At 52.9% G+C, this 26,172-nt stretch carries 26 protein-coding genes; 4 read left to right on the forward strand and 22 right to left on the reverse strand.

The features are described 5' to 3' along the window. Nucleotides 1–18: 18 nt before the first annotated feature. From ACYVRB_RS00485 to ACYVRB_RS00515, 7 genes are all read right to left on the reverse strand, one after another. On the reverse strand, nucleotides 19–408 hold the full coding sequence (locus tag ACYVRB_RS00485) for a BMC domain-containing protein (protein ID WP_461212861.1): 390 nt from the start codon (nucleotides 406–408) through the stop codon (nucleotides 19–21). Between the two features lies 1 nt (nucleotide 409). Beyond that, nucleotides 410–1,048, reverse strand: a complete 639-nt coding sequence (locus tag ACYVRB_RS00490) for a hypothetical protein (RefSeq protein WP_461212862.1) — start codon at nucleotides 1,046–1,048, stop codon at nucleotides 410–412. A 77-nt stretch (nucleotides 1,049–1,125) separates the two neighbouring features. Beyond that, a complete protein-coding gene (locus ACYVRB_RS00495) occupies nucleotides 1,126–1,401 on the reverse strand; it encodes a BMC domain-containing protein (RefSeq protein ID WP_461212863.1) in 276 nt (91 codons plus the stop codon). 23 nt (nucleotides 1,402–1,424) lie between these two features. Beyond that, nucleotides 1,425–2,216, reverse strand: coding sequence for a propanediol utilization microcompartment protein PduB (pduB, locus tag ACYVRB_RS00500; RefSeq protein WP_461212864.1), 792 nt, complete (start codon nucleotides 2,214–2,216; stop codon nucleotides 1,425–1,427). 33 nt (nucleotides 2,217–2,249) lie between these two features. Next, on the reverse strand, nucleotides 2,250–3,017 hold the full coding sequence (locus ACYVRB_RS00505; RefSeq protein ID WP_461212865.1) for a glycyl-radical enzyme activating protein: 768 nt from the start codon (nucleotides 3,015–3,017) through the stop codon (nucleotides 2,250–2,252). Between the two features lie 57 nt (nucleotides 3,018–3,074). After that, complete coding sequence (locus ACYVRB_RS00510) at nucleotides 3,075–5,606, reverse strand: glycyl radical protein (RefSeq protein ID WP_461212866.1); 2,532 nt, start codon at nucleotides 5,604–5,606, stop codon at nucleotides 3,075–3,077. Nucleotides 5,607–5,628: 22 nt separating this feature from the next. Then, the gene (locus ACYVRB_RS00515; protein WP_461212867.1) at nucleotides 5,629–6,114 is read right to left on the reverse strand and encodes a GlcG/HbpS family heme-binding protein; all 486 of its coding nucleotides are present in this window, start codon (nucleotides 6,112–6,114) and stop codon (nucleotides 5,629–5,631) included. Nucleotides 6,115–6,370: 256 nt separating this feature from the next. Here ACYVRB_RS00515 and nifJ point away from each other — a divergent pair, with 256 nt between their 5' ends. Beyond that, nucleotides 6,371–9,790: a pyruvate:ferredoxin (flavodoxin) oxidoreductase gene (nifJ, locus tag ACYVRB_RS00520; protein ID WP_461213028.1), complete on the forward strand. Its 3,420-nt coding sequence runs from the start codon at nucleotides 6,371–6,373 to the stop codon at nucleotides 9,788–9,790. A 112-nt stretch (nucleotides 9,791–9,902) separates the two neighbouring features. Here nifJ and ACYVRB_RS00525 read toward each other — a convergent pair whose 3' ends face one another. Continuing rightward, nucleotides 9,903–11,831, reverse strand: a complete 1,929-nt coding sequence (locus ACYVRB_RS00525; RefSeq protein ID WP_461212868.1) for a GTP-binding protein — start codon at nucleotides 11,829–11,831, stop codon at nucleotides 9,903–9,905. A gap of 100 nt (nucleotides 11,832–11,931) precedes the next feature. Continuing rightward, a complete protein-coding gene (locus tag ACYVRB_RS00530) occupies nucleotides 11,932–12,318 on the reverse strand; it encodes a hypothetical protein (protein ID WP_461212869.1) in 387 nt (128 codons plus the stop codon). A 199-nt stretch (nucleotides 12,319–12,517) separates the two neighbouring features. Here ACYVRB_RS00530 and ACYVRB_RS00535 point away from each other — a divergent pair, with 199 nt between their 5' ends. Together ACYVRB_RS00535 and ACYVRB_RS00540 are read left to right on the forward strand one after the other, a co-directional pair. Further along, complete coding sequence (locus ACYVRB_RS00535) at nucleotides 12,518–13,171, forward strand: lysophospholipid acyltransferase family protein (protein WP_461212870.1); 654 nt, start codon at nucleotides 12,518–12,520, stop codon at nucleotides 13,169–13,171. A gap of 30 nt (nucleotides 13,172–13,201) precedes the next feature. Further along, entirely contained in the window at nucleotides 13,202–14,587 is a 1,386-nt protein-coding gene (locus tag ACYVRB_RS00540; RefSeq protein WP_461212871.1) for an APC family permease, read from the forward strand. 71 nt (nucleotides 14,588–14,658) lie between these two features. Here the strand turns inward: ACYVRB_RS00540 and folP are convergent, their stop codons facing one another. The 7 genes from folP to ACYVRB_RS00575 all read right to left on the reverse strand — a co-directional run bounded on the left by folP (nucleotide 14,659) and on the right by ACYVRB_RS00575 (nucleotide 19,555). Next, a complete protein-coding gene (gene folP / locus ACYVRB_RS00545) occupies nucleotides 14,659–15,774 on the reverse strand; it encodes a dihydropteroate synthase (RefSeq protein WP_461212873.1) in 1,116 nt (371 codons plus the stop codon). 10 nt (nucleotides 15,775–15,784) lie between these two features. After that, a complete protein-coding gene (locus ACYVRB_RS00550; RefSeq protein ID WP_461212875.1) occupies nucleotides 15,785–16,333 on the reverse strand; it encodes a non-canonical purine NTP pyrophosphatase in 549 nt (182 codons plus the stop codon). Continuing rightward, on the reverse strand, nucleotides 16,330–17,580 hold the full coding sequence (locus ACYVRB_RS00555; RefSeq protein WP_461212876.1) for a bifunctional folylpolyglutamate synthase/dihydrofolate synthase: 1,251 nt from the start codon (nucleotides 17,578–17,580) through the stop codon (nucleotides 16,330–16,332). Before ACYVRB_RS00555 ends, ACYVRB_RS00550 begins: the two co-directional genes overlap by 4 nt. After that, entirely contained in the window at nucleotides 17,567–18,142 is a 576-nt protein-coding gene (folE, locus tag ACYVRB_RS00560; RefSeq protein ID WP_461212877.1) for a GTP cyclohydrolase I FolE, read from the reverse strand. Before folE ends, ACYVRB_RS00555 begins: the two co-directional genes overlap by 14 nt. A gap of 12 nt (nucleotides 18,143–18,154) precedes the next feature. After that, complete coding sequence (folK, locus tag ACYVRB_RS00565) at nucleotides 18,155–18,634, reverse strand: 2-amino-4-hydroxy-6-hydroxymethyldihydropteridine diphosphokinase (protein WP_461212878.1); 480 nt, start codon at nucleotides 18,632–18,634, stop codon at nucleotides 18,155–18,157. After that, nucleotides 18,627–18,983, reverse strand: a complete 357-nt coding sequence (gene folB / locus ACYVRB_RS00570; RefSeq protein ID WP_461212879.1) for a dihydroneopterin aldolase — start codon at nucleotides 18,981–18,983, stop codon at nucleotides 18,627–18,629. Before folB ends, folK begins: the two co-directional genes overlap by 8 nt. A gap of 119 nt (nucleotides 18,984–19,102) precedes the next feature. After that, the gene (locus ACYVRB_RS00575) at nucleotides 19,103–19,555 is read right to left on the reverse strand and encodes a GNAT family N-acetyltransferase (protein WP_461212880.1); all 453 of its coding nucleotides are present in this window, start codon (nucleotides 19,553–19,555) and stop codon (nucleotides 19,103–19,105) included. A gap of 193 nt (nucleotides 19,556–19,748) precedes the next feature. On the opposite strand from ACYVRB_RS00575, the gene ACYVRB_RS00580 reads away from it, so the two are divergent. Then, a complete protein-coding gene (locus ACYVRB_RS00580; protein WP_461212881.1) occupies nucleotides 19,749–19,919 on the forward strand; it encodes an SPJ_0845 family protein in 171 nt (56 codons plus the stop codon). Nucleotides 19,920–19,957: 38 nt separating this feature from the next. Here the strand turns inward: ACYVRB_RS00580 and ACYVRB_RS00585 are convergent, their stop codons facing one another. The 6 genes from ACYVRB_RS00585 to ACYVRB_RS00610 form a co-directional block, all read right to left on the reverse strand. Continuing rightward, nucleotides 19,958–21,460 (reverse strand): glycoside hydrolase family 3 N-terminal domain-containing protein, encoded by a 1,503-nt coding sequence (locus tag ACYVRB_RS00585; RefSeq protein ID WP_461212882.1) that lies wholly within the window; start codon nucleotides 21,458–21,460, stop codon nucleotides 19,958–19,960. A 97-nt stretch (nucleotides 21,461–21,557) separates the two neighbouring features. Next, the gene (locus tag ACYVRB_RS00590; protein WP_461212883.1) at nucleotides 21,558–21,839 is read right to left on the reverse strand and encodes a nucleoside triphosphate pyrophosphohydrolase family protein; all 282 of its coding nucleotides are present in this window, start codon (nucleotides 21,837–21,839) and stop codon (nucleotides 21,558–21,560) included. Next, nucleotides 21,826–22,437, reverse strand: coding sequence for a ribosome biogenesis GTP-binding protein YihA/YsxC (gene yihA, locus ACYVRB_RS00595; RefSeq protein ID WP_461212885.1), 612 nt, complete (start codon nucleotides 22,435–22,437; stop codon nucleotides 21,826–21,828). Before yihA ends, ACYVRB_RS00590 begins: the two co-directional genes overlap by 14 nt. Before the next feature lie 123 nt (nucleotides 22,438–22,560). Continuing rightward, nucleotides 22,561–23,814: an ATP-dependent Clp protease ATP-binding subunit ClpX gene (gene clpX, locus ACYVRB_RS00600; protein ID WP_461212887.1), complete on the reverse strand. Its 1,254-nt coding sequence runs from the start codon at nucleotides 23,812–23,814 to the stop codon at nucleotides 22,561–22,563. A gap of 365 nt (nucleotides 23,815–24,179) precedes the next feature. Further along, a complete protein-coding gene (locus ACYVRB_RS00605) occupies nucleotides 24,180–25,124 on the reverse strand; it encodes a DMT family transporter (protein ID WP_461212888.1) in 945 nt (314 codons plus the stop codon). 114 nt (nucleotides 25,125–25,238) lie between these two features. After that, nucleotides 25,239–26,075, reverse strand: a complete 837-nt coding sequence (locus ACYVRB_RS00610; protein ID WP_461212889.1) for an ROK family protein — start codon at nucleotides 26,073–26,075, stop codon at nucleotides 25,239–25,241. Between the last annotated feature and the right edge of the window lie 97 nt (nucleotides 26,076–26,172).

Consider the following 26,172-nt stretch of genomic DNA (forward strand, 5'->3'; position numbering starts at 1 on the left):
TTCCTCCTTCAATGCAGATCACGACTCCGGTGTTGGTGGCGTTTTTGGCTGGCGTGTTCGTTTGGGCGCCGGTTTGGGCGCCGGTTTGGACGCAGGTGGGGTCACCGGTTCAGGTACTGGCACAACCGGCGGTGCAGCGCTTTCAAACAATTCCTCGATGCCTTTGCCAGGACGCGGAATCACTTTCGACGATACATACAGCTCTGCCGCCATGGCCTGCGCCTTAGCAGCTGCAATCGCGGCGTTCACCGCCCCGACGTCACCTTGAATGAAAATACTCATCCAACCCATGCCTCTGGTGCGCTTGACCTTCAGTAACTTAACGTTGGCAGCCTTGAGCATCAAGTCCGTAAACGTAACCGCGGCGACATAACCTTTGACTTCTAGCATGCCTAATGCTTCACCCATCTCATTCACCTCCTTGCGTCGTATACATCAGCCGACTGTTTTTAGCACGTAGCCGTTCTTTGGCGCTGGCCGTCACCACCGCATCTGCAGCCACGCGAATAGTACTGTTAGCTGGCATTGTTGCGACTGAATCCGCCGTGATCACTTGCTTGCCGTGTTGCGGTAGCAGTTGTGGCCAAGTCACAACTTTGAGCCCAAAAGTCTGCAATCGCCGGTGATAGTCGGCCAACATCGCCGCATACGGTTGGGTGGCAGCCCGCAACACCCCATTTAAGTCTGCATCAGGTGCATACACCGATAACCCGTTGGCAAACGCATAGCCCAAACACCGCGTCATTTCGTCGGTACTGATCCCCAGTGCCGCCTGCGCTTGTTGCCAAGGCGAAAGCCCACTCACCACCAACTTATCCGCTGGGACGATTCTTGTAAGTGCTTGATCAAGAGCCGTCTTTGCGCCTGTCTGCCCTGTCGTCACCCAAGTCAATTGATAAGCCTGGGCCAGCGCCGCATGATAACGTGAATGCCACGCGGCATGAGTATCAGGGGTGTCGACGATCAACATCCGCGGCAACTGACGCTGAGCGGCCAATACTTCTTCAGTAACGCGCCTGATAAGCGCTTCTAACTCGGCTGCTTGCATATCGCACCTCTTAGATCACCTACGATCAAGTAAGGCGACCGAAGTCTCCTTCAAGTCGCGATTCTTGATCGCCATTGTCAGTCTGTCGGCAACATTTTTTCGGTGTCAGCGTGCGGGCGTGGAATGACATGCGTCGAGACCACTTCACCGACGTTTTTGGCCGATGCAACACCAGCATCAGTGGCGGCTTGCACAGCGCCAACATCCCCTCGTACCAACACGGTAACCAATCCCGACCCAATCTTCTTGTAACCGATCAAATTCACGTTGGCCGCCTTGACCATGGCGTCGGCAGCTTCTACCGCAGCAACAAAGCCACGGGTTTCGATCATTCCCAAAGCATCTGAATTCATGTGTAATCCTCCTTATTCCTTGGCTAAATGTACGGCGTCGTCGTCGATTCCGGCGTTGCCCCCATCGCCCCAAGCAGCTTCAATCCAACTTCACGCGCAGCAATCACCGCTTGACGGACCGCTCCTGAGTCTCCGCTCATGGTGACGATCACTTCGTTGGAATGGGCGGTGCCACCATTGCCCGGCGATGCATAGCTGACAACAGAGACGTTGGCGGCTTTTACTGCAGTATCTCCAAGCACGACCCCGATTGCCGCTGGGCCAGCGCAAACCATGCCAAACGACTTGCCAATCGGGGCGCCAAAAGCTTTTTCAATCGCGTAACTGGCGCGCGCGGTGTATTGAAATTCAAGATGTCCAGCATCATTGCCATAAACATCACCATAAACAGTTGGTAAAGTGCTCAACGCGACCTCGATGGCACGCCGCGCATCGGAGACATCAACGCTTCCGATGATGATCAAGCTACCGTGACCGGCGCCGCCTTTCGTGTCTCGAGCCAGCTCGACGGATAAAACCTCTGTGTTAGTTGCTTTCACGGCTTCATCGATCGCCATAATCTCTGGGCCCGCGCCTGTACGTGCGCCCAAAATCCCAATCGACCGGTACTTCTTGTCGATTCCCATTTTTTCGTGGAGCTGATCATCAACATTGGCAATGACCAAGCCGATCGAATCGCCCAAGCCAACCCCAACAAATTCTGTGAGATTGCAGCCTTGTGGGTCTGCTGCACTTGGCGGCGTCGGCTCTTGTGACGTGGTGTCAAGTTGCTGTTGCACCTTCGCCATCACGTCCTGCAAAATTTTGTCATCCATTCGGAATCCTCCTAATTCTTTTTGTTTCTGACTTTAACCACCTAAGACACAATTCAGTCCGTGGGCTTCAACCACTTGTTTAAGTGGCAACAAATCGTCCATTGTTAATGGTGCGACGCCAGTTAACGGATAGTCTCGACCAAGCTGAGCGTATTTGTTGACGCCAACGGTCATGTATGGCAACAAGTGTAGCGTGTGAACATGCGGCATATGGGCAACAAATTGGCAGATATAATCGATCTGCTCAGCAGAATAGTTGAACGTTGGAATCACTGGTACCCGCACGACAACATCTTTGGCCAGTTTATCGATCAATAACGCATTTTTAAGGATCCGCCGGTTGGACACCCCGGTGCCGAGCTGGTGGATATCGTCAGGAATCGCCTTGATATCTAACAACACATGATCGATCTGTGGAATTAAACGCGTGATCGTCGCTTCAGGGACGAACGCTTCGGTTTCGATCGCCGTCGTCCAGCCATTTAACCGACAGCATTTGATCAGCTCTTCGACAAAATCAGGCTGCGTCAATGCTTCCCCACCGGAAAACGTCACGCCGCCGCCAGAGCGACGATAGGTGACCGCATCTTTTTTGATCTCTGCGTACACCTCGCGAACAGTTTTCATCTCGCCAAATTCTGGCGTCGGCAGCGGACTTTGTGATTCAGGATTAAAACACCACTGACAACGCAACGGGCACCCTTTGATAAACACAATCGTGCGAATGCCTGGCCCATCATGGATGGAATACCGCTGGATGTTGAAGACACAGGCTTGGCGATCATAATTGATTGATTCCATACGCATTCCCCTATCACAAACCCGGCGAGTTGGTATCACCGGTCGATTTAGCACCGTTTATACGGTTTCGAATTCTGTCCGTTCGATGATGTCGTCTTGCACGGTCTTATCCAACGCAATGAACTGTGCACTATAGCCAGCTACACGCACAATGAGATCTTTGTGTGCCTGTGGGTTGGCTTGGGCATCGAGCAAAGTCTGACGATCGATCACGTTGAACTGGACGTGCGCGCCTTTCTTATCGAAGAAACCACGAATCAACGCGCCAAAGCGCCGTAGCCCATCATCTCCGGCAACCGCAGACGGACTAAACTTCATGTTGTAAAGCGTCCCGTTGGAAGCGATGAAGTGATCGAGCTTGGCCACAGAGTTTGCGGCAGCCGTCGGCCCAAGTGTATCGGTCCCGCGGGTTGGAGAAACACCATCAGCGATGGTTTCATGTGCATAGCGCCCATCCGGTGTCGCCTCAATGTAGCTACCAAACAACACATTGCCCGATACCGGATAAAGTCCGGCGTTGTAGATCCCGCCGCGAGGGGTTGAATACTTTTCAAGCTCTTCGCAGTAGACTCTGGAGCCGGAACGCGCCAATAAATCAACTTCATCGATATCGTTACCAAACTTCGGAACCGCCATGACTTGCTCGTGAATCTGTTGATAGCTGTTGTTGCTTGCTACGGGCTTAGTGGCACTGAGATCGAGGTTGCTCAAATCAAAATTACCGGATTCTTGCAAGACTTTGCGAACCGCAGCCGCGATTTGATCGTAATCGTCAGTAGCTGTTGCGCTCGAAGCAGTCGCTTGATCGTCTTTGCCCCAGTTATGAGCCATCGCGTCTTTAAGTTGAGCCATCGTCAAGCGCTTCTCGTCAAAGACCAGCTTCTTCACGACCATCAAAGCATTGCCAATGTTGGCAACCCCAATTCCCTGCGGGCCGGTGAAGTTATAGTGGGCCCCACCAGACTGAATCGTTTCGCCGCGACCGATACAATCTTCGATCAGCGTCGAGACAAACGCGAGTTGGCCGAGCTTTTCATGCGCTAGGTCGACCGCGTTGTCAGCGCGTACCAGCAAGTTGACACAGAATTTCATCTGTTCAACATACGCGGCTTCAAAGGCTTCAAAAGTCTTGAAATCTTCAAACTCACCGGTTTGCGGTCCGAACGCTTCGCCGTCTAGGCGGCCATTGTTCATCGCAATTTCTAAAACCTTTGGTAAGTTGAACAAAGCCGCATCACACCAACTGTTTTCTTTACCTTGGCTAGCTGGCTCGACACACCCGATGACCGCGTAGTTTCTCGCGTCTTCGAGTGTCTCTCCGCGGTTGACTTTTGACGTGATGATCTCTTCATCGTTGTAAAACGCCGGCTGACCGCCGCCCAAGCGGGATAGCTCACAGGCCTTTTGAACCAATTCATCAGGCGTCTCGTTCCACACCCGAATCGACAACGACGGCATCGCCATCATCACATGCGCCATGGATTCGATTTCCATATAAGACATCGTGTTAGTGGCATCACGACCGTCGCGAGTTTGGCCGCCACAGTTGGTGTTTTGCCATAGCTGATACCCTGCAAAGGCAGTGGCGGTACCAATATCACGCAACTTATTGAGATCATTGAACTTCACGAACAAGCAATCTAATAATTCTTGGGCTTCGTCTTGAGAAATCGTCGTATCAGCTTCAAAGAACGGATCCATATACTGATCGAAACGCCCTGGGGAGATCGAATGCCCAGAAGATTCGATCTGGATCGTCAGTTGGATGAACCAGAAAGACTGTAAGGCTTCATAGAAGTTACTTGCCGGATACTCTGGTACTCGCGCACAGTTTTCCGCAATCTTAAGCAGTTCCGCCTTACGTTTGGCGTCGCTGGTCGCCGCTGCCATTTCCTTGGCTTTAGCGGCATACCGATTGGCAAAATCAACAACTGCCTTCAACCCGATCAATGCGGCTTGATAAAATTGCTCTTTTTCAATCCAGTCTGGGGCATTATGGTCAGCGTTTTGAATCACGGTGACGATTTCATCCATCACGCCACGAATACCTTTGGTCAACACTTTGCCGTAATCAACAGCTAAATGTCCAACCCCGCCTTGGTGGTAGTTACCCACCGTAAACACACCTGCATGATAGGCTTTCAAGGTGTCAGGCGTCATCAAAGCCGTAGCATATTCACTGGTCGTCTTGCCTTGCCAGTACTTGAAAATCTCTTTGAGCTCGGTTTTAACTGAATCGGAAATAGCGAATGGATCGGCAGAACGAGTCGCAACAGTATCGAATTCTTCATCTAAACCCTGGGGGCCGTACTCCGGGAACATCTGACATGAACGTGACTCAACGGTAGCAGTCCCAACAATCAATTCGTTGTCACGGATCACGATCGGTAATCCTGCCAAAATATGGGCAAAACCTTTGGCATGACGAAGAACATTGGTAAGCGCTTCCGTTTCTTTGTAAGATTCAGTGATCAGACGGGCCCGTTCCACTTCAATGCGTGGCGTCGCATCTAGAATTGCTGCTTTGAGCGCCTTGATCCGCTGAGTCGGTTGACTAAATCCAGGTTTAACGTCATATGGTTTGGTCATTATGCTTTCTCCTTTGAAGATTCTAACGACGATCTGAGACCTTCATGATCTTGTCTGCAAACATCATGGCAAATAAGTGATCTTGCTGAGACGCTGGCGCCCCACTCACGCCCACACCACCAATCACCTTGGTACTGTTGCGCAACGGGACACCACCACCGAACGTCACGAGCTCACCATGACTCAACGTCTCCAGCTGGTAGAGATCTTGCCCCGGTTGAACCAGCGACTGTAACGCCTGAGTTGTCGAGCGCATGGCCACAGCCGTGTATGCCTTTTTCTGGGCCAAGCCCAGGCTTGCCAAAATCGCATCTGGCATCCGATAAACAAACACCAGCCGTGCAGCCGCATCCACGACCGCAAACGTAACGGCGGTCTGGTGGCGTTGGACTTGAGGCACGACCGCCAAAACAGCTTGCGTTAAAGTGGTAAGCGCCAACGTATCAGCGTTACCACCCTCGGTGGCAGAAGCCACCAACGCGCTCAAGGCATCCGGGTCTATTTGCAATCTAGTCACCTCCTCTAATGCTTAGTTCGCTTCCACTTCTTAATATAGCGACTAGCTGATGAGCAAGCTTGTGCAAACGGTTACAAAAACTGGCAGTTTTTACGCCTTAAACTCGCTTTCACTGGTAAATAAATGGATTCAGGAACAAATTCTAGGCGCATTTTTACCACTTCTTGTGTCAGTTTGTCCAAGCCGCTGTGATGGCGTTTCTTTAAGATAGAGGCGAGACGATAGGGAGGGGTTCAACTTGCAACAAGTGATTGACGGTAACACAGCAGTGGCCCGGATGGCCTATGCTTTCAGTGATGCGGCTGCCATCTATCCGATCACCCCATCTTCGGGTATGGCCGAAAGTTTCAGCTTATGGGCAACCCAGAAGCAAACTAACGCCTGGCAGCAGGTCCCGGAAGTTGTCGAGATGCAATCTGAACTAGGCGTTGCCGGGCTCATCCACGGGCTCAGCCAGGCTGGCTTAATGGCGACGAGCTTCACCAGCTCACAAGGCTTGTTATTGATGAAACCAACGTTATACAAATTGGCAGGTGAAGGGCTGCCAGCCACGATCCACGTCGCTGCGCGTAGTCTCGCCACAGGTAGCCTGAACGTCTTCGGCGAACATAGCGATGTCATGAGCATCCGCGATACTGGTTGCATCATTTTAGCGGCCAGTAGCGTGCAACAAGCCGCATTGCTGGCCGCTGTCGCTCAGTTGAGCAGCATCGCACTCAAATTACCGATCATTCATTTTTTCGATGGTTTCGACATCAGCCATGAGTTGCGTAAAATTACCCTGCCGTCAGCAAGCGAGCTAGCCGATTGTTGGGACCTGCAGCAACTGACCGCAATGCGGCAAGCCGGCATCGACAACCACAAACCAGATGTCCGCGGTGGTGTACAGCCACCGGCAAGTTATTACCAAATACAAGAAGCAACCAACCCGCAGTACGACCATGTGCCAGAAGTCATTGAACTCATGTTAACCCGACTTGGGCCACTTTTTGCCACGCACTGCGAACTCGCAGATTACACCGGTGCAACTGACGCGACGACCGTCATGATCACAATGGGAGCAGTAGCTGACACCGTCGAAGAAGTCGTCACTGAAGCCAACTGTAACGGCGCACACTGGGGCGCATTGGACCTCCATTTGTATCGGCCCCTACCAGCAGCGACAATTCTGGCCAAACTACCGGCAACCGTCACCAAGCTCATCGTGCTCGACCGTACCAAGTCTAAAGGCGCGGTGATGGAACCACTCGCAGAAGATATCAGCGCCCTCTTGCAACAAGCGCATCGTCCCCTCCATCTCATTCATGGTCGCTTTGGTTTAGGCGGCAAAACCACCCGGCCGGATCAAATCCGAGCGGCTTTCATTGAAGCTGAGCGGGCCACCCCAAAGTCACCTTTCACGCTTGGCATTAACGACGACATCACCCACCTTTCTTTACCAGGGATCGGTGATAACGATTTGACCCCAGTAGCGACATTTTCTGCCAAAACGTATGGTAAAGGCTATGATGGGGCAATCAGCGGAAGCCGGCACACATTGGCAATTATTGGCGCGCTGACTCCGCTTGATGTTCAAGGGCGCTTTTCTTATGACGCGCGGCGGTCGAATAATCTCACCGTTGCGTCAATGCGCATCAGTCCCAGCAGGATTCAACAAGCGTACGATCCAACCCGACTGCAAATGGTGCTGTGTTATTGTGATCGCTATCTCCTGCGTCCAAACCTGCTCGCAGGCTTATGTGACAACGGGATTTTATTAGTGAATACCGCAATGCCAACAAGCCTGACCGAGGTCATTTCCGCGGCCAATCTCGCCTATATGCGCGACCATCATGTCCGCGTGTTCACCGTTGATGCGACGGGTATCGCGCAAGCCAACGGCATCGCCCCTCACACCAACAGCGTCATGCAGGCTGCATTTTTTGCTTTGACCGATTTTGTCGATTACGATACTGCCGTCGAAGCGCTCACCGCCAAAATCAAAGCGGGATATGCGAGCGACCTCAATGAAGGCAACCGCCGTGCTATTGCCCAAACACGAGCAAACCTCCATGCTTGGCAGATACCGACAGGCCCTGTCAAACAACCCACATCTGCGACATCATCAGCTTCTGCATCGCCTTTTGAACAGCGGGTTTATGCTAAGCTCAAAACAGGCGCCGAATTATCAGTGCGCGATGTGATCGCCGGTGGCATGCAAGCCGGGGCTTTACCACTTGGCACAGCTGCAAACGATAAGTCTGGCTTAGCATCACAGATCCCCCTTTGGTGGCCAGAGCACTGCTTGCAATGTAATCTGTGTGCGACCGTTTGCCCACACGCCGCAATTCGCCCGGTATTGATCCGCGACGGGCAAGAAGTCCCCTTTACGACGGCGCCGGCCAAAGATTATGCCAATATGCAGTTTCGCATCCAAGTGTCACCAGAAGACTGCACCGGCTGTCAAGTATGCGTTGATGCTTGCCCCATGAAAGGGCAGGCGTTGACCATGGCTCCGATCGCGCCTCATCGCCGAGATGAAGGCATCAACTGGCATATCGCCCAGCGTAAAGCGGAACCGATTACGATAGAAGCGGCTAAAACCAAAACGGTTGCCAAATTGCAATACAATCCTCCGCTGGTCGCTTTTTCTGGTGCTTGTGGCGGTTGTGGCGAAACAGCATATCTCAAGATGCTGACGCAAATGTTTCCTGATAACCTGGCTATTGCCAATGCCACGGGCTGTTCGTCGATCTGGGGAAGTAGTGCGCCTAGTATTCCATGGATGAAAAACCCAGATGGCAGTGGGCCTGTCTGGGCATCGTCGTTATTCGAAAACAATGCAGAATACGGCTTAGGAATGCATCTCGGCAGAAAAATCATCCAAACCAGCCTTTCCAAAAAACTTCAGACGATTACTCAAGATCCCACTCTCAGCCAATCTTTGCGCGATGCTGCTGACGTTTGGTTGAAACACCCGCAAATCAACGCCAACGCCCAGTCCTTGATCACTGCTTTGCAAAACGATCCTGCCGAGTCGCCGATTCAAAAAACGCTACTTGCCCAAAGCCAGTTCTTCTTCAACCAAGTCCAATGGCTCGTCGGTGGTGACGGCTGGGCTTATGATATTGGCACGAGTGGCATCGATCGCATTTTGAGTCGCGGCGATGACGTCAATATTCTGATTCTTGATAATGAAGGGTATGCGAATACGGGTGGCCAGTCTTCAACAGCAACGCCGGTGGCCGCCAAAAACAAATTTGCGCCGGCTGGACATATCGGGCATAAGAAAGACTTGCCCGCGATGTTTATGACCTATCCGCAAGCTTACGTCGCCCAGGTTTGCTTGGGTGCTAACCCCGAGCAAACGTTCAAAGCGTTCAAAGAGGCCGCCGCCTACCCGGGACCAGCAATCATTTTTGCATACAGCCCTTGTATTCTTCACGGTCTCATCAACCACAGCTCGTTAATCGAAGAAAAACAGGCTGTCGCCAGTGGCTACTGGTCACTTTTCCGCCGACAACCCGCATCAGACACCCAACCGCCTCACCTCATGCTCGATTCAAAAGCACCACATTGGGAGCAATACCCTGCTTTCTTAGCAGGCGACCGCCGCTTTAACACAGACGCGACCGCCAAAACAGTCAATCAGCTCGACGCCAAAACGCGCTTTGACCACCTCAAATAGACTGACAAGCAACAAATAAACGTCGGTATCACCCAACTCTTGGCTTGAGTTGGGTGATGCCGACGTTTCGTTTTAGGTTCAGCACCCTGACCGTTCAGTTGCCTTATCGACTTTACTCGTTGCGATAGGCAACATGCGCAGCTTGTGGCACCGCATCCCACGCAACCGGATAGCCGGCACCATGGGCACAAAAAACTGAGTCCGGCGTATTGGCAAGATCTGCCGTCGGTTCATAATCCTGCGCCACGATCACCGCTTGCGCATCATGCGCAGGCCGATAACCATCAACGACCAAGCTCAGCTGTCCTTGGCCATGCGTGTATCCCCGCAGTTCTTCAGGATACGCCTGCATGGCCGCCACCGGCGCCACGCCGGTTAAGCTGGTAAAATCGCCAGCTTGCTGCGGCGGCTCGCATTCGCCACTCATGCGTTGAATATCGGTCATTGCACGGCCAACATTACCCGCCGGCACCGTCAGTTCAAAGCGATACCACGGCTCTAACAGCTGGCATTCGCCTTGTTGGCGCAGCATCATCAAACCTTGCCGTAGTGCGCGCCAAGTGGCTTCACGGAAATCGCCCCCCACGGAATGCTTGATGCTGGCACGCCCCGAGATCAAAGTGATATGCACATCCGTCAACGGCGCCCCGACCAAGACGCCCAGCTGCGTTTTGGCCTGAAGGCTGGTCAACACCTGATGTTGCCAATTGCGACCCAGAACCTCAAGGGAACAATCGGCATCGATCGTGATGCCGCTACCCAAAGGCGCAGGTGTCAGCAATAAATGCACCTCCGCATAATGACGCAAAGGTTCAAAATGGCCGACCCCTTCGACCGGTGCCGTGATGGTTTCTCGATACAAGACCCCACCGGCGATAAACGCCACATGCAGACCATATCGCCGTGAAAGGATCTGTTGTAGAATCTCGAGTTGGATGGTTCCCATCACCTGCACGCGCAACTGCTGCAGCTGTTCAGACCACTGCACATGCAACTGCGGATCCTCGTCATTTAACTCTCGCAACGCGGCAAGACACGCATGGAGATCTTCTTGTTGCGGATCCAAGGCGTAGGTCAACACCGGTTGCAACAGTGGGCGCGGACTTGACGGCACCGCCCCTAACCCCAAGCCAGGATGCGTCTCGACTAAACCCGGAATTACGCAAACATCACCTGCAGTCACCTGGGCGGCGGTGGTGTATTTCGTCCCGTTATACAACCGTAGCTGATTGATTTTCTGCTCACCCAAGACCACTTGCTTTGGTTTTAAGGTTCCGCCAAACACCCTCAGCCAAGTCAAACGCTCACCATCGGCATGTGTGATTTTGAAGATCCGCGCACCAAATTCCGCTAAGGGTTGCCTTGCTGTGGTCCAGTGCTTTAACCCCGCCATCAGCGTGGCGACACCATCAAGTTTTAATGCCGACCCAACAAACACCGGAAAAACCTGCCGCTTGGCGATCATGGCTTGAATCACGGCATCGGCAAGCTCCCCGGTTTCAAGGTATTGCTCGAGCACTGCATCATCCAACACGGCAATTGCTTCTTTAGTCTCATCGGTGAGGTCGGCGGATCCAAACGGTAGACAACCAGGGTCACAGTTAGCCTGCAGATCTGCAAGCACCTTGGACTTGTCTGCGCCGATGGGATCCATTTTGTTAACAAAGATAAATGTCGGCACGTGGTTGCGTTGCAACAGGTGCCACAGCGTGCGCGTGTGAGCCTGGACGCCAGCGGTTGCAGACACAACGAGAATCGCATAATCCAAGACCCCCAGCACCTGCTCGGTCGCACTGGCAAAATCCAGATGGCCTGGCGTGTCTAGCAGCGTCAACCGCAAACCGTCGCTTTCAAGGACCGCTTGATGCGAAAAAATGGTGATCCCACGTGCTTTTTCCAATGCATCTGAATCTAAAAATGCATCCCCTTTGTCAACCCGCCCAAGCTGTCTGAGATTGCCCGCCTGATACAGCATGGCCTCCGACAGCGTCGTTTTCCCGGCGTCGACATGCGCTACAATGCCTGCAACAATCGCCTTCATAGCCGTCCTCCCAAAATGTATTGCTTCTATCATAACGCATCATCTGGGCAAAATAAAAACACCGTCGTTATTAGCTCAAACGACGGTGTTAACCGACTGATTATTCGCAAACCAAAATGATATCTTGCTCATCTTCGTGAATGTATAAACAAGTTGCCTTGGCATCTTCTAAATACCAGCCTTTGGCGCCAAGCTTTCTGGCATCGACCAACAACTGGTCGATATCGGTGTTGGAAAACGAAGCATCAGCACCTACCGCAGAATCATCGGCATTACTGGTCGCCGTCACGTTCAACAACTGGTCACTGGCGTTAAACCGCGCTTGAAAGTAGGTTACAGTCGTCATGCCCACACGAGCAGCGGCAAATGTCTCACGTAGACGGGTGTGGAAAACATGTTCAACGATCGTGGTGGGGAGCCCAGAAAAATTCGCCAGGCGCCTCTCTACCGTTGCATCATTAAACGCACGTGTCAATACTGCTACCATGGTCATAACTTCCTTTCCTCTTAATCTACGTTCATTATATCACAATGAAGTTGGCGGGCGGATTAAAATCCGATGAATCCCCTCATCACCACCGCAGAGTATCCTTGCGACGGCGCTCAAGGCGGTGAAAAATCTGGATGGATAATGACTTAATGGTATAATTTAAACATGCTTTTTATGACACGAAGGGAGTTCACTCATGTTTTACTCTTTCATCCGCGTTGTCGCCAGGTTCTTGTTATTCATTGTGAACGGCAACGCCCATTATGAAAATAAAGCTGTTTTACCAGACGGTCCGTATGTGCTCGTTGGCCCTCACCGAACGTGGTGGGACCCGATTTACTTTGCCATTGCCGCATCCCCACGCAAATTTGGCTTTATGGCCAAACAGGAGCTGTTTCACAATCCGATCCTGCGCTGGATCCTCGTGCACGCCAATGCGTTTAGCGTCGACCGCGCGCATCCAGGGCCTAGTGTCATTAAGACGCCGGTCAGGATGATCAAAAACCAAGGCCTATCGATCATTATTTTCCCATCTGGGACGCGTTACTCAACGGAACTCAAAGGTGGTGCGGCGTTGATTGCCAAACTGGCCAAGGTCCCGCTTGTCCCCGCAGTTTATCAAGGCCCAGTGAAGTTCTCTCACCTATTTCTGCGCAAGCGTGTCACCATTCGCTTCGGTGAACCGATCACGGTGCCAGGTGGCAAACTGACCGACGACGTTAACAAAGCACTCGGTGAACAGATGCAAGCCAGCTTCGATGCAATCGATAAAGCGATCGACCCAAACTTCCACTATGTCCCAGATAAACAGAAGTACTTGGCGGAAAAAGAAAGCGGCAAATTAAAGTAATTATTCTTAGTAAAGAAAGAAGTCAATCCCATGAGTTTATGGCAACGCCTTACGGCTAAACCCGATCTTGATCAAACCCTGCATGCTGACCATCAGCTCGCCCGCACCTTGACGACTCGTGACCTCATCGCACTAGGCATTGGCGCCGTCATCGGCACCGGGATCTTTATCCTTCCTGGTACCGTTGCCGCCACCACCAGCGGCCCTGCCATCACGCTGGCGTTTATCCTCGCCGCAGTCGTCTGCTCGTTGGCAGCGATGTGCTATGCGGAATTTGCCTCGGCCTTACCGGTTGCTGGCTCCGCTTATGCATACGGTAATATCGTCTTCGGTCAGATTTTCGGCTGGATCATCGGCTGGGCGTTGATCTTAGAGTATATGTTAGCGGTCGCTGCGGTCTCAACAAGCTTTGCGGCATATTTTCAAAGCTTCATCGCCGGTTTCGGGTTACATATCCCAACGGCAATCACCGGTGCATTTGATCCCGGCCATGGGACCTACTTCAACCTCGTCGCCGTGGTTGTCGTCTTGTTGATCGGGATCTTACTCTCCCGCGGCATGCAAACGTCAATGGCAGTCAATCGCACGATGGTCGTCGTCAAGCTTGGGATCATCATCTTGTTCATCGCGGTAGGGGCTTTTTACATTCACCCGACCAACTGGCATCCTTATCTGCCGTTTGGCGCCAAGGGCATCCTCACCGGCGCATCAACCGTCTTCTTTGCTTACCTCGGTTTCGATGCTGTCTCCGCCAGTGCCCCAGAAGTCAAGAATCCGCAAAAAACGCTCCCACGCGGCATCATCGGTACCTTGATTGTCGCCACCATCTTGTATGTTCTCGTGGCCATTGTTTTGACCGGGATCGTCCGCTATACGCGACTAGATGTTGCTGACCCAGTATCGTTTGCGCTCAATGCGATCCACCAGCCGCAACTTTCGGGCATCATTGCTTTAGGCGCGTTGGCTGGGATGTTCACAATGATGGTAACCATGATCTATTCTTCCAGCCGGCTGGTTTACGCCATCGGTCGTGACCATCTTTTGCCCCGCTGGTTTGGTAAAGTCACCCACCAGCTTCCCCTCAATGCGCTCTGGACTGTCACATTGATCATTGCCATCATGGGCGGGTTCGTGCCGTTGACGCAGTTGGTCAACTTGGTCAACATCGGGACATTGATTGCCTTTGCCTTCGTTTCAATTGGGATTATTCCGTTGCGTAAGCACGAGCAGATCAACAACGACGGGTTCAAGGTCCCCGGCTACCCGGTGGTTCCGATCATCAGTTTCCTCTTTTGCTTGCTGTTAATGAGTCAATTAAGCAAGGAAACCTGGCTGATGAGTCTCGTCTGGTTTGCTTTTGGGATGATCGTCTACTTCGCCTATGGCTTCCGCCATGCACAGTCGTCACACCAATAACCATACAAAACAAAAATACAGGTAGGCCAGTAGCTTACCTGTATTTTTGTTTGGATTTTAGTTATCTGTGGTCATGGTAACCAATACGCAGATTCAATGGTTTGCAACATTTTCCGTAACTGAACCGTCTCAGCGACATCATGCACCCGCAAAATGTTTCCCCCACGCAAGAACATGGCACTTTCTGCAATCAACGTCACTGCAAGGCGATCGTCTTTAGCCAGCCCAAACAACTGCGCGCCAAAACCCTTGCGCGAAATTGCCACCATCAAAGGCCGCTTGAAATCGTTCAGCATGTCGAGGTTTCGCATCATCGCAAAGTCTTGTTGGCCATCTGCGACCTTAGCATAACCGATGCCTTGATCCAGCGCGATCCGCTCACCGGCAATGCCTGCGGCTTCGAGCGCGGCCAGGTTGGTGGTAAAGAAATCACGCATTTCGCGGGTCAAGTCGCTATATTCGCGGTCCCGATTGCTGTGCATCGTCAACAACCCGACTTTTTCAGGCGCCAGGAGCGCGAGCTTTCGCGGATCATCTGTGAACGCGTTGACGTCGTTGATAATATCAACGCCAGCTTCCAGCGCTGCGACCATCACCGGATATTTATAGGTGTCGATGGCGATCGGCAGGTCTGGAAACGCCTGCCGCAAAAATGCCAACACTGGTGCCACGCGCTGCAACTCAACTTCCGGCGTCACCGGGGTAAATCCAGGACGCGTGGTTTGGCCACCGACTTCGATCACATCGACACCGGCGGTCACCATCGCCTGCACCTGGGCCCGCATGGCCTCAGGGGCAACAAACCGCCCGCCGTCATAAAATGAGTCTGGTGAGACGTTCAAGATACCGTAAACCAATGGCTTGTCAGTCACATCGAAGCGATAGCGCCCGGCCTGCCACCAGATTCGATGCCGATCATAGATGGCGGTCAAATCTGCCGCCGCATCCGCGAACCCTAAAGAAACGAGCGCTTCAGCCAACGGTGCCACCGCCGCCAGAGGCACCAACACTTGTGGAGCCTCAAATACCAGATCAAACTGATGCCACAGCGCTTCTAATGCTGGCATTTGTGCTGGCGTCGCTGTGAACTGGAGTAACAGTTGGCGATCTCGGTTGACCGCCGCTTGAACCCGGCGCTCACCAAGCGTCTGTGGTGCTGTCGGTGTTGCCAATTCCGTAATATGCATGCTCACCCTCCTAAGCGAATAATGCGCTCAGCGCTCGTTCTCGCGGCAAGTACGCCTGACGCGTGGCGGCACTCATCTCCGCCAGCGTCAGCGCTTCACCAACCGGGATCAACACTTTATCAAAACCGCGACTGTATTCGCCGCGGTCAACAGGCGCCACAACCGCATCGAGGGCACCCGTCGCACTGGTCTCTTGGCCGCTTGGCGAGATCAGGGTCAAAACACTTTTCAGCGTCGCCCGTCGGTCAATGCCAGGTGCTAACAGTCTCTGCAAGGCCTCATTGGTATGCTTGCGCGGCAGTTCTCGTGCCGTGCGTACCCCGAGTCGATCCGGTAGTCCCTTCAAAAACAAGCCGGAGTCATCGCCCAACACCCAAACGTGTGGAAAGGCGCGATGCACCGCGGCTGCTTTTTTTTGGGCGTTGATCTGCAGGCTGGTGTCGCCTTCTTCAGGCAACGTTATCCCGCAAGCCACGCCAGTATGGCCATAAGCCTGTAACAGCTGATTCAACTCCGCCAGTTTGCGGTCATTGTGGGTTGCCAACATGAATTCAGTCACAACAAATCTCCTATTAAATAAAATGAACCTGCCACCAAGATAACGTCGTCGGCGCTAGCGACCTTTTTTGCCGCAGCCAAGCCAGCATGAACATCGACCGCCAACTGACTACCCGCCACCATCGTTTGCAAGGTGGCCCCTGCCAACGCCCGTGTCGGGTGCTTAGGCGTCGTGACCCATACTGCGTCTGCAACACCCAATGCCGCAGCTAATCGCGTGACGTCTTTATCCCGCAAAAAGCCGGCGACGACCAACAAGCGCCCGGTCCCTTGCTGTAGCTGGCGGATCGTCGCCAGAACCTGCGGCAAGGCGTCGGGGTTGTGCCCGGCATCGATGACCACGCGTGGCTTTGTGGCCAACTGCTGCAAACGTCCAGGCAATTGGACCTGTGCAAGGGCCGTCACCATCGGTTGCAGATCTGCAAGCACCTTTTGCTCAACCAGCCACGCCGCAACCGCAAGCGCGGTTCGGGCGTTATCGAGCTGATATTGCCCTAACATGCGGACGGAAACCGTCGTGCCATCTGCCAGGCGTGCCTGCGTTCCCGACCAGGAAGTAGCGAGTGGTGTCAGCTGCACCGCTGACGCCCGCCGGACCCCTGTCGCGTGATGGGTAGTCGCTGTTTGCAACAACACTGCTTGGGCGTCTTGTGCTTGATTTGGCGCAATAAACACCATGGCGTTGGCCTTGATGATCTGCGCTTTATTGTGGGCGATTGCTGCCAGAGTCGGGCCTAAGATGGCGGTGTGGTCAAGCGCGATATGGGTGAAAACTGCTGCTTCAGGGGCACTGATCGCATTGGTCGCGTCTGTCGCCCCACCAAGGCCGGCTTCCAGTACCGCCCAATCGCATCCTTGTTGCGCAAACCAGACCAATGTCACCAACACGTCCCACTCAAAGTCGGTGAACGCAGCTGGCATCAACTTGGCTTTTGTCATGACCGCCGCCATCACCGACGCATACGTTTGCGTGCTGATGACTTGGCCGTCGATTTGGGTCTGTTCGCGCTCGTCTCTGATCGCCGGTGACGCAAAATGCCCCACACGATAGCCCGCGTTGCGCAACGCCTGGGCGATAAACGCCCCAGTCGATCCTTTGCCGTTCGTGCCGGCAACATGGATCAAGTGCATCTTGGTGTCAGGATCGCCGAGCTGGTGCAAAACCGCCGTCAGTGCCACTACCCGTGATGGGTCAGCGGCGCGCATCTGGTGATCCATCGCCGCTCTTAGCTCGTCATAGGTTGCCATCGACGCGTCGCGCCTCCTCTTGGAATTCACGCTTTAAATCGCGATCGGTTTGAAAAACTCCGGTGTAACGCGACGTATACGTGAACAAGTCGCCACGATTGATCCCGCGCATTTCCATACACATGTGTCGGGCAACCACAGAAACTGCGATGCCTTTGGGATCCAAGATCCGCTGCAGCTCTTCAGTGATCCGACCGGTCAATACCTCTTGCACACTTGGCCGCCGCGCGACAAAATTGACCAGCCGTCCCAATTTGCTCAAGCCAATGATCTGCTTGTGATTGGGCATGTAACCGATGCTGACATGCCCAAAAAATGGCAAGAGATGATGTTCACACATCGAATAAAATGGGATCTGCTGGACCATCACCAAACCAGGGTCTTCTTCAACCGGAAACACCTTATAATCTTCGAACTGTTCTCCGGCATCAAGCGACCCGAATACTTCAGCATACATTCTCGCAACCCGCTCCGGTGTTTCGATCAAACCGGGACGATCGACATCTTCACCAACCGCTGCGAGCAGTTCGCGGACGGCTTTTTCAATACGTTGTTGATCCATGAGGGACTTCCTTTACTTTTGAATATATGGCCGCACCCAGTTGTGATCTGGAGTGGTCTTGAGCAACGCGGCAACTTCTGCGACGCGAGGGCCGGTTGCGACTTCTAATAATGGCACAAGGACAAAGCGTCGGTTGGGGATCTGGGGATGTGGGAGCGTCAGCTCAGCCGATCGCATCGTCAGATCGTCATAATACAAAAGATCTAAATCGACAGTGCGTGCTCCCCAACGAACGATCCGCTGGCGGTGCATGACCCGTTCAATATCGTGCAGTCGCCGAAGCAAAGCCATCGGTGGCATTGGGGTTTGAATAACGACTACCTGGTTGAGGTAATCATCTTGCACAACCCCACCCACAGGCTGAGTCTCATAGACCAAAGACGCTCGCACCACCTGCACCTCAGGCGTCTGATCAAGCAGCGATCGCGCCTGGTGGAGCCGATGCAACCGGTCGCCGATGTTGGTCCCGAGACCCAGATACGCCTCAGTCATCTGTTGACACCTCGATTTCGACGGTATCAAAAATCCCGTCGATCGGGACCGCGCCTTTGCGGATGCGCAGCGTGACACCGTCGACGGCATAAGTGTCTCGCAACTTCTTGAGCAACTGGTTTGCCAGCATTTCGATCAGCTGATAGTGATGGGTCGTCACGAAGTCTGAGATCGTCTGGTAAACCGCGCCGTAATCAATGGTTTCACTTAGATCGTCGTGTTGGACCTGGGTCTCGATCGGCAGGCGTAACGCCACGTCGATCTGCAACCGCTGACCGAGTTTTTGTTCCTCGGCGAAAACACCGTTGTACGTATGAAACTGCATGTTCGTGATGCGGATGACCCCCATGCGCTTGTCCTCCTGTAACCTTAGTCAGATGATAGAATGACCCTATTATACATGGTGTGCCTCAGAAGGCATAGGTATATGCAAAATGAAAACGCCTCCTATCAGGAGACGTTGGGCTGTTATTCGTCAATCCGGTGAAAATAATGGTACCAGCCGGTTTCTCGTTCGCCTATTTGATCGTATAGCTTCTGGGCACCGGTATTTGTCGAGCGCGTCTGCCAGGTCACACGCACTGCACCATGCGCTTGTCCCCAGGCAAACGTCTCTGTAATCAGCGCCCGAGCGATCCCTTGGCGGCGAAACGCTGGCATCACATACAGATCATTAAGCACCACCGTTTTGCGCAGGGCCCGCTTGTCAAACCCAAAAAGCAAAAAGGCAAAGCCCACCAGTTTGGCGTCAACCGTTGCAACCAATAAGCCGCCCAGCGTGTTTTCCGGTGTCACCAACTCCTGGATCGTCGTTTTCAACGTTGAAACATCGATTCGATGTGGCACAGGACTGTCAGCATAATAGCCTTCGACCAATACCAGCAAGTTTTCAAAATCATCAAGCGTCGCCGTTCTGATCATCTTGGATCCTCCTTTTCAACTGTGTCGATCAACGGGGCAATTTGCAACAAATCGTTACTCATGACCATCGGGTTCACTGGGTTGCCATTATGGTAGCATTTACTGGGCCTCAACTGCAACGGCTGAGGCCCCGGCAGGGTTTTGCACAGTGCGTGGGCACGTGTTATACTATCGTCAAATAGGAGGTGTCCACATGGCACTGCATATCAACAATAAGAGTGATTGGAACGAGATGTTCGACAAGTTCGCGACCCTGCCTAAAGATCGCGATAAGGCTGCCAACACCCCGATCAACGATCCGAAAAAAGAAACAGACGCGCCTGAAGCAAAAGGCGATACCGAGCAGAAGAATACCAAAGCTTAGTCAAACTGGCTGAACACAATTGTGTTCAGCCAGTTTTTTTATCTATGCTTGCGGCTCCTCATGATGCCAGCCACGGCTAACCCAATGACGACGACCGCCACGATCGCCACCAACCAGCGCCCAGAAAACGTTGCGGCTTTAGCCGGAAGCGCCTTGACGGCAATGGCCGCTGGCTTGACGCCAGTTTTAGCCACACGCACCATCACCCGCTGTTGCTTGACCTGGCGTGGAATCGTCAGTTTGAAGTCACCATTATCTGCGACTGTAGCAGTTGCAACCCGATGTTGCTTAGCAAAAGCCGAGACATGACTGCCAGCAGCGACAGACTTGGCAAGTACGCGACCGTGAACGATCGTGTGTTTCTTATTCACGGTCGTTTCGCCGAGCTTGATGTGGGGTTCAATGAACTGAGCCTTGGACAACAAGCCGAGCTTGCGTTTGAGTTTCAAAATCCGCAGATCCGACGCCTCGATTTGCGAGCGCTTGATCGTGCCTTTGGCAACAGCGGCTTTGATCGCTGGGATACCGGTGACATAATCGTTGTTCAACACGGCATCATCCCCTGCTTGGACCGCGAGGACATCTGTCGACGCCAAGTGATACTGTTGCCGAAACTGGGTGATTGCGGCCATTCCCAGGCCATCGGTGATGATGACACCATCGTAATGTAACTTGTGGCGCAACAACCCGGTGATGACCTTGCGTGATAAGGAAGCCGGGTACTTTGCGTCGATCGCCTTCATGACGATATGGGTGACCATAATGCCGTCGACACCAGCGCCAATCCCAGCTTTAAACGGTAACAGATCCTGATGTTCCAGGGTGGCCAGCGGCGTGGACACGGTCGCAAAGCCAACGTGCGTGTCGCCTGCAGCGCCATATCCGGGAAAATGCTTCAGCGTCGCGCCAACACCGGCGTCTTGCATCGCTGGGACAACTTGGGCGATATAGTCGGCCGTCGCTTGATAGCCTTGGCCAAATGTCCGGTCATAAATATAATTGCTCGGATCCGGCGCGACGTCTGCGATCGGTGCAAAGTTCCAGTTGACCCCAACACTTTTGAGCGTCGCAGCGGTTTGTTTGGCGGCGTCCAAGACACCAGCCATCCCTCCGGCGGCATAGGCCTCTTGTGGCGACGGCCAGTGTTTGAGACCTAAAGTCGGTGAATCCCAAAAGCGCGACACCTCACCGCCTTCTTGATCCGTCGCGATTAGCAACGGGATCTTGGCCTTGGCTTGATAACTATCGACCCTGGCTTTCAAGGTCGCAGCACTGCCAATTTTAAAGTCAGCGCCAAACAAGACCAACCCACCGAGATGATATTTTGCAACACCTGCCTGCGCTTGGGCGGGGTCGCTCGGTGTCCGTGACATGAACAGTTGGCCGATCTGTTCATCTAAGCTCATCTTATTGACGTAAGTTCGCAGTTGCGCGTCGCTGATCTCAGGCAACGTCACCGCCTCCACCGCTTTGGCAGTGGTCGCTGCCGCCACCACGACCACCCCAATGAACCCTGCCACGACTAATTTTAATCCTCTCACGTCCATCCTCCTCCAGTTAACTCAATCAGTATACCAGTTTGCGCAGAAGAATCGACGCCAAAATAAAAACGACCGAAAATTTCCGGTCGTTTCGTCATTAACGGGCGTAACGCTTGGCTAACATTTCCAGATTGGTCTTGGCAACATCATCGAAATCGACGTCTGCCCATAAAGCGATCTGGGATAAGTACCACAAGACATCCCCCATCTTGACCTTCAGCTGATCATGATCGAGCTCTTGGCCTTGAAAGGTATATTTCTTGATCAAGTCGACGACCTGCCCAGAATCACTGGCCAATCCCAAGGCCAGGTTAGTTAAGACGTGCTCGTTGCCAGCCAACGTCTTGTTGGCTTCTTTTTGATAATCATTCAGCTCCACCGATTTCTCCTCCAATTCCTGCAGTTTCTTCCAACCAGTGCCAGACCTGCGACTTGCCTTCGCCGGTTTCAGCGGAAAACAAGATCAGTTCATCGGTTTGGTTGATATCAAGCGTCTGTTTGATCTGTTTGATCACGCTCGCACGTTTGGCACGACTAGTTTTATCGACTTTGGTGCCGACCACCAGCGTCTTGATATGAAAATACTTCAGATACTGATACATGCTGACATCATCGGCGCTGGGTTCATGGCGCGCATCGACAAGCAACACCGCACCCCGCAACTGCTTGCGACTGGTGAGATATTCTTCGATCATCGCCGCAAACTTCGCCCGCGAAGCCTTAGAAACTTTGGCAAAGCCATAGCCTGGGACATCGACAAAATACAGCATCTCTTCCAAAATATAGAAATTAAGCGTCTGCGTTTTGCCAGGGACGCTTGACGTCCGTGCCATCGCCTTACGATCGATCAGGCGGTTGATCAAGCTGGACTTACCGACATTACTCCGACCAACGAAGGCAATTTCCGGAAAGCCGGTATCTGGGTACTGCTTGGCACTGACGGCACTGATCGTCAGGTCAACGTTGTGGATCTTCATGGGATCCCTCCTATCTAACTCAATAATTCTATCACATCCGACCCGAAGACTCTCGTTACAAATCTGCGTCGCAACATGATGGCATCAAAAAAGAGGCCAGTAATTGGCTGACCTCCATGATTGTTATGACGCTTCTTGACCGTCTTCAAGCACTAACTCGGGCTTGCCTTTGCCTTCAACCGCGGCCTTGGTGACCACAGCCTTGGTAACTTCAGGCCGACTCGGTAGCTCAAACATCAAGTCTTGCATCACGGCTTCGATGATCGACCGCAACCCACGCGCCCCGGTATCACGCACGATCGCCTTGTGGGCGATCGCATGCAAAGCCGGTTTGGTGAATTCCAGCTCGGTATCGTCGAGACTCAACAGCTTCTGATACTGCTTGACCAATGCGTTCTTAGGCTCTGTCAGAATGCGAACCAAATCGTCTTCAGTGAGCTTCTCGAGGGCCGCGATGATCGGGATCCGGCCGATGAATTCAGGAATGATCCCGAATTTCATCAAATCTTCTGGAACGATCTGCTGCATCACAGACTTGGTTGGATCATAACCAGCTTCTGGCGCACTGGCGCCGAAACCAATCGTCTTATCGCCCATCCGGTTTTTGACGATCGTCTCGATGCCGTCGAAGGCCCCACCGACGATGAACAAGATGTTGGTGGTATCGATCTGAATGAATTCTTGTTGCGGATGCTTACGCCCACCTTGAGGCGGAACGTTGGCGATCGTGCCTTCCAAGATCTTCAACAGGGCTTGTTGCACCCCTTCACCGGAGACATCCCGGGTGATCGACACGTTTTCCGACTTCTTGGCGATCTTATCGATTTCATCGATATAGATGATGCCTTTTTGCGCGCGTTCCACATCGTAGTCGGCGGCTTGCAAAAGCTTCAATAGGATGTTTTCGACGTCTTCGCCGACATAACCGGCCTCGGTCAAAGTCGTCGCATCGGCGATCGCAAACGGCACGTTCAAGATCCGGGCGAGGCTTTGCGCCAGGAACGTTTTCCCGGAGCCAGTAGGCCCAATCAACGCAATGTTACTCTTTTGTAATTCGGTATCGCCTTTATCAGCGACTTCCATCTGGTTAACACGTTTGTAGTGGTTGTAAACAGCGACGGCCAAGGCACGCTTGGCATCATCTTGGCCGATCACATAATCGTTCAAGATCTTCAAGATCTCGATCGGCTTAGGAACTTCCAACAGGTTCTGGTAGGCATCTTCTTTGAACTCTTCATCGATGATCTGCTTGCAAAGCTCAATGCATTCGTTACAAATATATACGCCAGGGCCAGCAACGATCTTCTTCACTTGGTCTTGAGATTTACCGCAGAAGCTGCAGGTTACGGGACCAGTGGTTTCAACGTTGTCAAACATAGATTCTCAACCCCTTCTTGTTAAGTCAATCATACCAAAACAGGGCGGCCCTGCATAGGCTGACTGGTCTAGCCTATCATAGTGTTTGCCGGGTTGCAATCCTCTCGTCAGGTTCGCCATGTGCAATCTTTCGATAAAGATCTGCAAGCTTTTCCAATCAACCGAGATTGCCTGCATGCCTGTCGCTTTGCGGCTCAGCGCATTTTGCCGCAACCCAAGTTCAACAGCGGACAGTCGCTACCCACCACAAATCAATGTGATACTCTCAGTAAATATTGTCCACAATTTAATTTTTTATTTGTCCACTTTTCCAACTGTTTCCAAATGAAAAAAGCTAGCCTTGAAAGACTAGCCACGAAACGAGTCTACAGTAATCTGATTGCAACCACGCCAAGGATCATAACCACCAAACCGAGCAGCTGAATCCGTGTGATCGGGCTGCGTGGTGCTGATAACCAACCGAATTGATCAATGATCAAACTACCAACCATCAACCCTACCAGCACGATCACCACCGCCAGCCCGGTACCAATTGTTGGTGCCAGATAGGCATTTCCCAAAACAAATAGGGCTCCGATCAGACCGCCGACCCACATCCACCACCGATGCATCGGCCGCGTCTGGGTATAGGTTAAGTGTGGATGCAAGATCGCAACGATCACGACCAACACGACCGTGCCGATGGCAAAAGAAATCAACGCGCTTTGGGCCGTTGATCCCAGCACGACACCGAGGTGTCCGTTAACCGCGGTTTGGCTTGCCGACAACATCCCGGCAACAACACCTAACAGGCGCCACAGCCAGAGGCTCGCCCCATGCGGGGTCAATTCCTTGCCCCCACCAAAATCATGTTCCCTAGCGAAAAACGCAGGCAAGGCGACGGTGATCAATACCCCAGCAACGACCAACAAAGCGCCGATGACGCGCACCAACGTCAGCGGCTGTACCGGTGCCGCAAACCAGCCACCATTATCGATCAACAGTCCCATCAAGATCTGCCCGGTAACCGGGAAGATGACTGTTTGCACGCTCCCGAGTTTTGGAAATAGCAAGATGTTGCTGGTCAAATAGACGACCCCAAACACCCCGCCCAACCATAACCACCAAGGTTGACTGCTGACAATCTGCGCTGACGGCAACAATGCCACACCACTGACGACAGTTGCGATTGCAAGGCCGATGGTGCCAATCAAAAAAGAAATTAACGACGACCAAAAAGGCGACCCGACGGCATCACGAAGACGCGAATTAATGGCGGTTTGGACGGGTAGCCCAAATCCAATTACCAACCCAATCATTATTGCCAGCATACTTTTCCCTCCATCGTTCACTTACGATAGATAAGTTACACGACAATGGGCAGTAATGCAAGTTTTTCGCCTTCACCCGAGTTCAGCACCTGCGCTGGCGATGCCGGCCACCTTTCACCGCTCCTGAAGAAAATTTGCGACGGCCCCGCGCAGGCACGCTTCACCATGATACCCGCCGGCCAAGATCGTCGGGGCCAACGGCGCGGCTTTAACCTCAGCTTGTACCGCTTCAGCGGCTGCTTGGACACACTCGATAAACTTAGTGTTGGCGCTGATCGCCCCACTGATGATAAAACACTCAGGGTCGATCGTGTATTGGAGGTTGAAAATCACCTTACCCAACGCCGCTTCCGCCTCAGCGACGAGACGGATTGCTAATGTGTCGCGTTGTGAGGCGCGGGCAAGAACGGTCTCGCCTGACAACTGTTCCCCAGTGGCCGCCGCGTAGCGTTCCGCAATGCGAGCAGGCGCCGCGATCGTGGCTAGCGTCGCTTGTGGTTTCATCAACATGTAACCCAATCGACCACCAAGGTCATGAGCACCATGCCAGATCTTACCGCCAAGAACGACGGCGCAGTCGAGGTCCTCATCTGCTGCAATGACGACCACAGCCTGTTTGCCAACGCCAACGCCTGCCGCCATCTCGGCCAAAGCGATACAATTAGCGCGAGTTTCGATCACGACGGGAAGCGTGAACAGTGATTCCAGCTCTGCCCGGATATCAAGATACCGCAATCCTTCAACCGTGCCGTCGCCGGCGACACTGATCGTGACCCCGTCGATCGTCGCGTGCTGACGAACCGCGGTGAAGCCGGCAACCAAGGTCTCCTTAAGCGCAACCAGCGTGTCTGGCGTCGATCGCTCGACCACTTGACTTAACGTCTTGCCATCCCACTTTGCAAATTTAATTGTCTGTTGACCAACTGCAATTGCCACTAAATTTTCTGCCATATTGATCCCCCATTATGTTGACGCGAATCTCACCTAGAATTGTTGCCTGCAGTTTGCCACCGGCAACAGGTACCACTTGGATGGTAACACACCTATT

It is taken from the genome of Lacticaseibacillus boliensis, assembly GCF_054784775.1.

Bases quoted from the DNA above. Each gene is read 5' to 3' on its own strand.
- ACYVRB_RS00505 (WP_461212865.1), bottom strand. From the start codon at position 3,017: ATGGAATCAATCAATTATGATCGCCAAGCCTGTGTCTTCAACATCCAG.
- ACYVRB_RS00540 (WP_461212871.1), top strand. From the start codon at position 13,202: ATGAGTTTATGGCAACGCCTTACGGCTAAACCCGATCTTGATCAAACC.
- folB (WP_461212879.1), bottom strand. From the start codon at position 18,983: ATGGGGGTCATCCGCATCACGAACATGCAGTTTCATACGTACAACGGT.
- ACYVRB_RS00575 (WP_461212880.1), bottom strand. From the start codon at position 19,555: ATGATCAGAACGGCGACGCTTGATGATTTTGAAAACTTGCTGGTATTG.
- ACYVRB_RS00510 (WP_461212866.1), bottom strand. From the start codon at position 5,606: ATGACCAAACCATATGACGTTAAACCTGGATTTAGTCAACCGACTCAG.
- ACYVRB_RS00605 (WP_461212888.1), bottom strand. From the start codon at position 25,124: ATGCTGGCAATAATGATTGGGTTGGTAATTGGATTTGGGCTACCCGTC.
- ACYVRB_RS00525 (WP_461212868.1), bottom strand. From the start codon at position 11,831: ATGAAGGCGATTGTTGCAGGCATTGTAGCGCATGTCGACGCCGGGAAA.
- ACYVRB_RS00535 (WP_461212870.1), top strand. From the start codon at position 12,518: ATGTTTTACTCTTTCATCCGCGTTGTCGCCAGGTTCTTGTTATTCATT.
- clpX (WP_461212887.1), bottom strand. From the start codon at position 23,814: ATGTTTGACAACGTTGAAACCACTGGTCCCGTAACCTGCAGCTTCTGC.
- folE (WP_461212877.1), bottom strand. From the start codon at position 18,142: ATGGATCAACAACGTATTGAAAAAGCCGTCCGCGAACTGCTCGCAGCG.
- ACYVRB_RS00580 (WP_461212881.1), top strand. From the start codon at position 19,749: ATGGCACTGCATATCAACAATAAGAGTGATTGGAACGAGATGTTCGAC.
- ACYVRB_RS00555 (WP_461212876.1), bottom strand. From the start codon at position 17,580: ATGGCAACCTATGACGAGCTAAGAGCGGCGATGGATCACCAGATGCGC.
- folK (WP_461212878.1), bottom strand. From the start codon at position 18,634: ATGACTGAGGCGTATCTGGGTCTCGGGACCAACATCGGCGACCGGTTG.
- folP (WP_461212873.1), bottom strand. From the start codon at position 15,774: ATGCATATTACGGAATTGGCAACACCGACAGCACCACAGACGCTTGGT.
- ACYVRB_RS00610 (WP_461212889.1), bottom strand. From the start codon at position 26,075: ATGGCAGAAAATTTAGTGGCAATTGCAGTTGGTCAACAGACAATTAAA.
- ACYVRB_RS00490 (WP_461212862.1), bottom strand. From the start codon at position 1,048: ATGCAAGCAGCCGAGTTAGAAGCGCTTATCAGGCGCGTTACTGAAGAA.
- pduB (WP_461212864.1), bottom strand. From the start codon at position 2,216: ATGGATGACAAAATTTTGCAGGACGTGATGGCGAAGGTGCAACAGCAA.
- ACYVRB_RS00485 (WP_461212861.1), bottom strand. From the start codon at position 408: ATGGGTGAAGCATTAGGCATGCTAGAAGTCAAAGGTTATGTCGCCGCG.
- yihA (WP_461212885.1), bottom strand. From the start codon at position 22,437: ATGAAGATCCACAACGTTGACCTGACGATCAGTGCCGTCAGTGCCAAG.
- ACYVRB_RS00530 (WP_461212869.1), bottom strand. From the start codon at position 12,318: ATGGTAGCAGTATTGACACGTGCGTTTAATGATGCAACGGTAGAGAGG.
- ACYVRB_RS00495 (WP_461212863.1), bottom strand. From the start codon at position 1,401: ATGAATTCAGATGCTTTGGGAATGATCGAAACCCGTGGCTTTGTTGCT.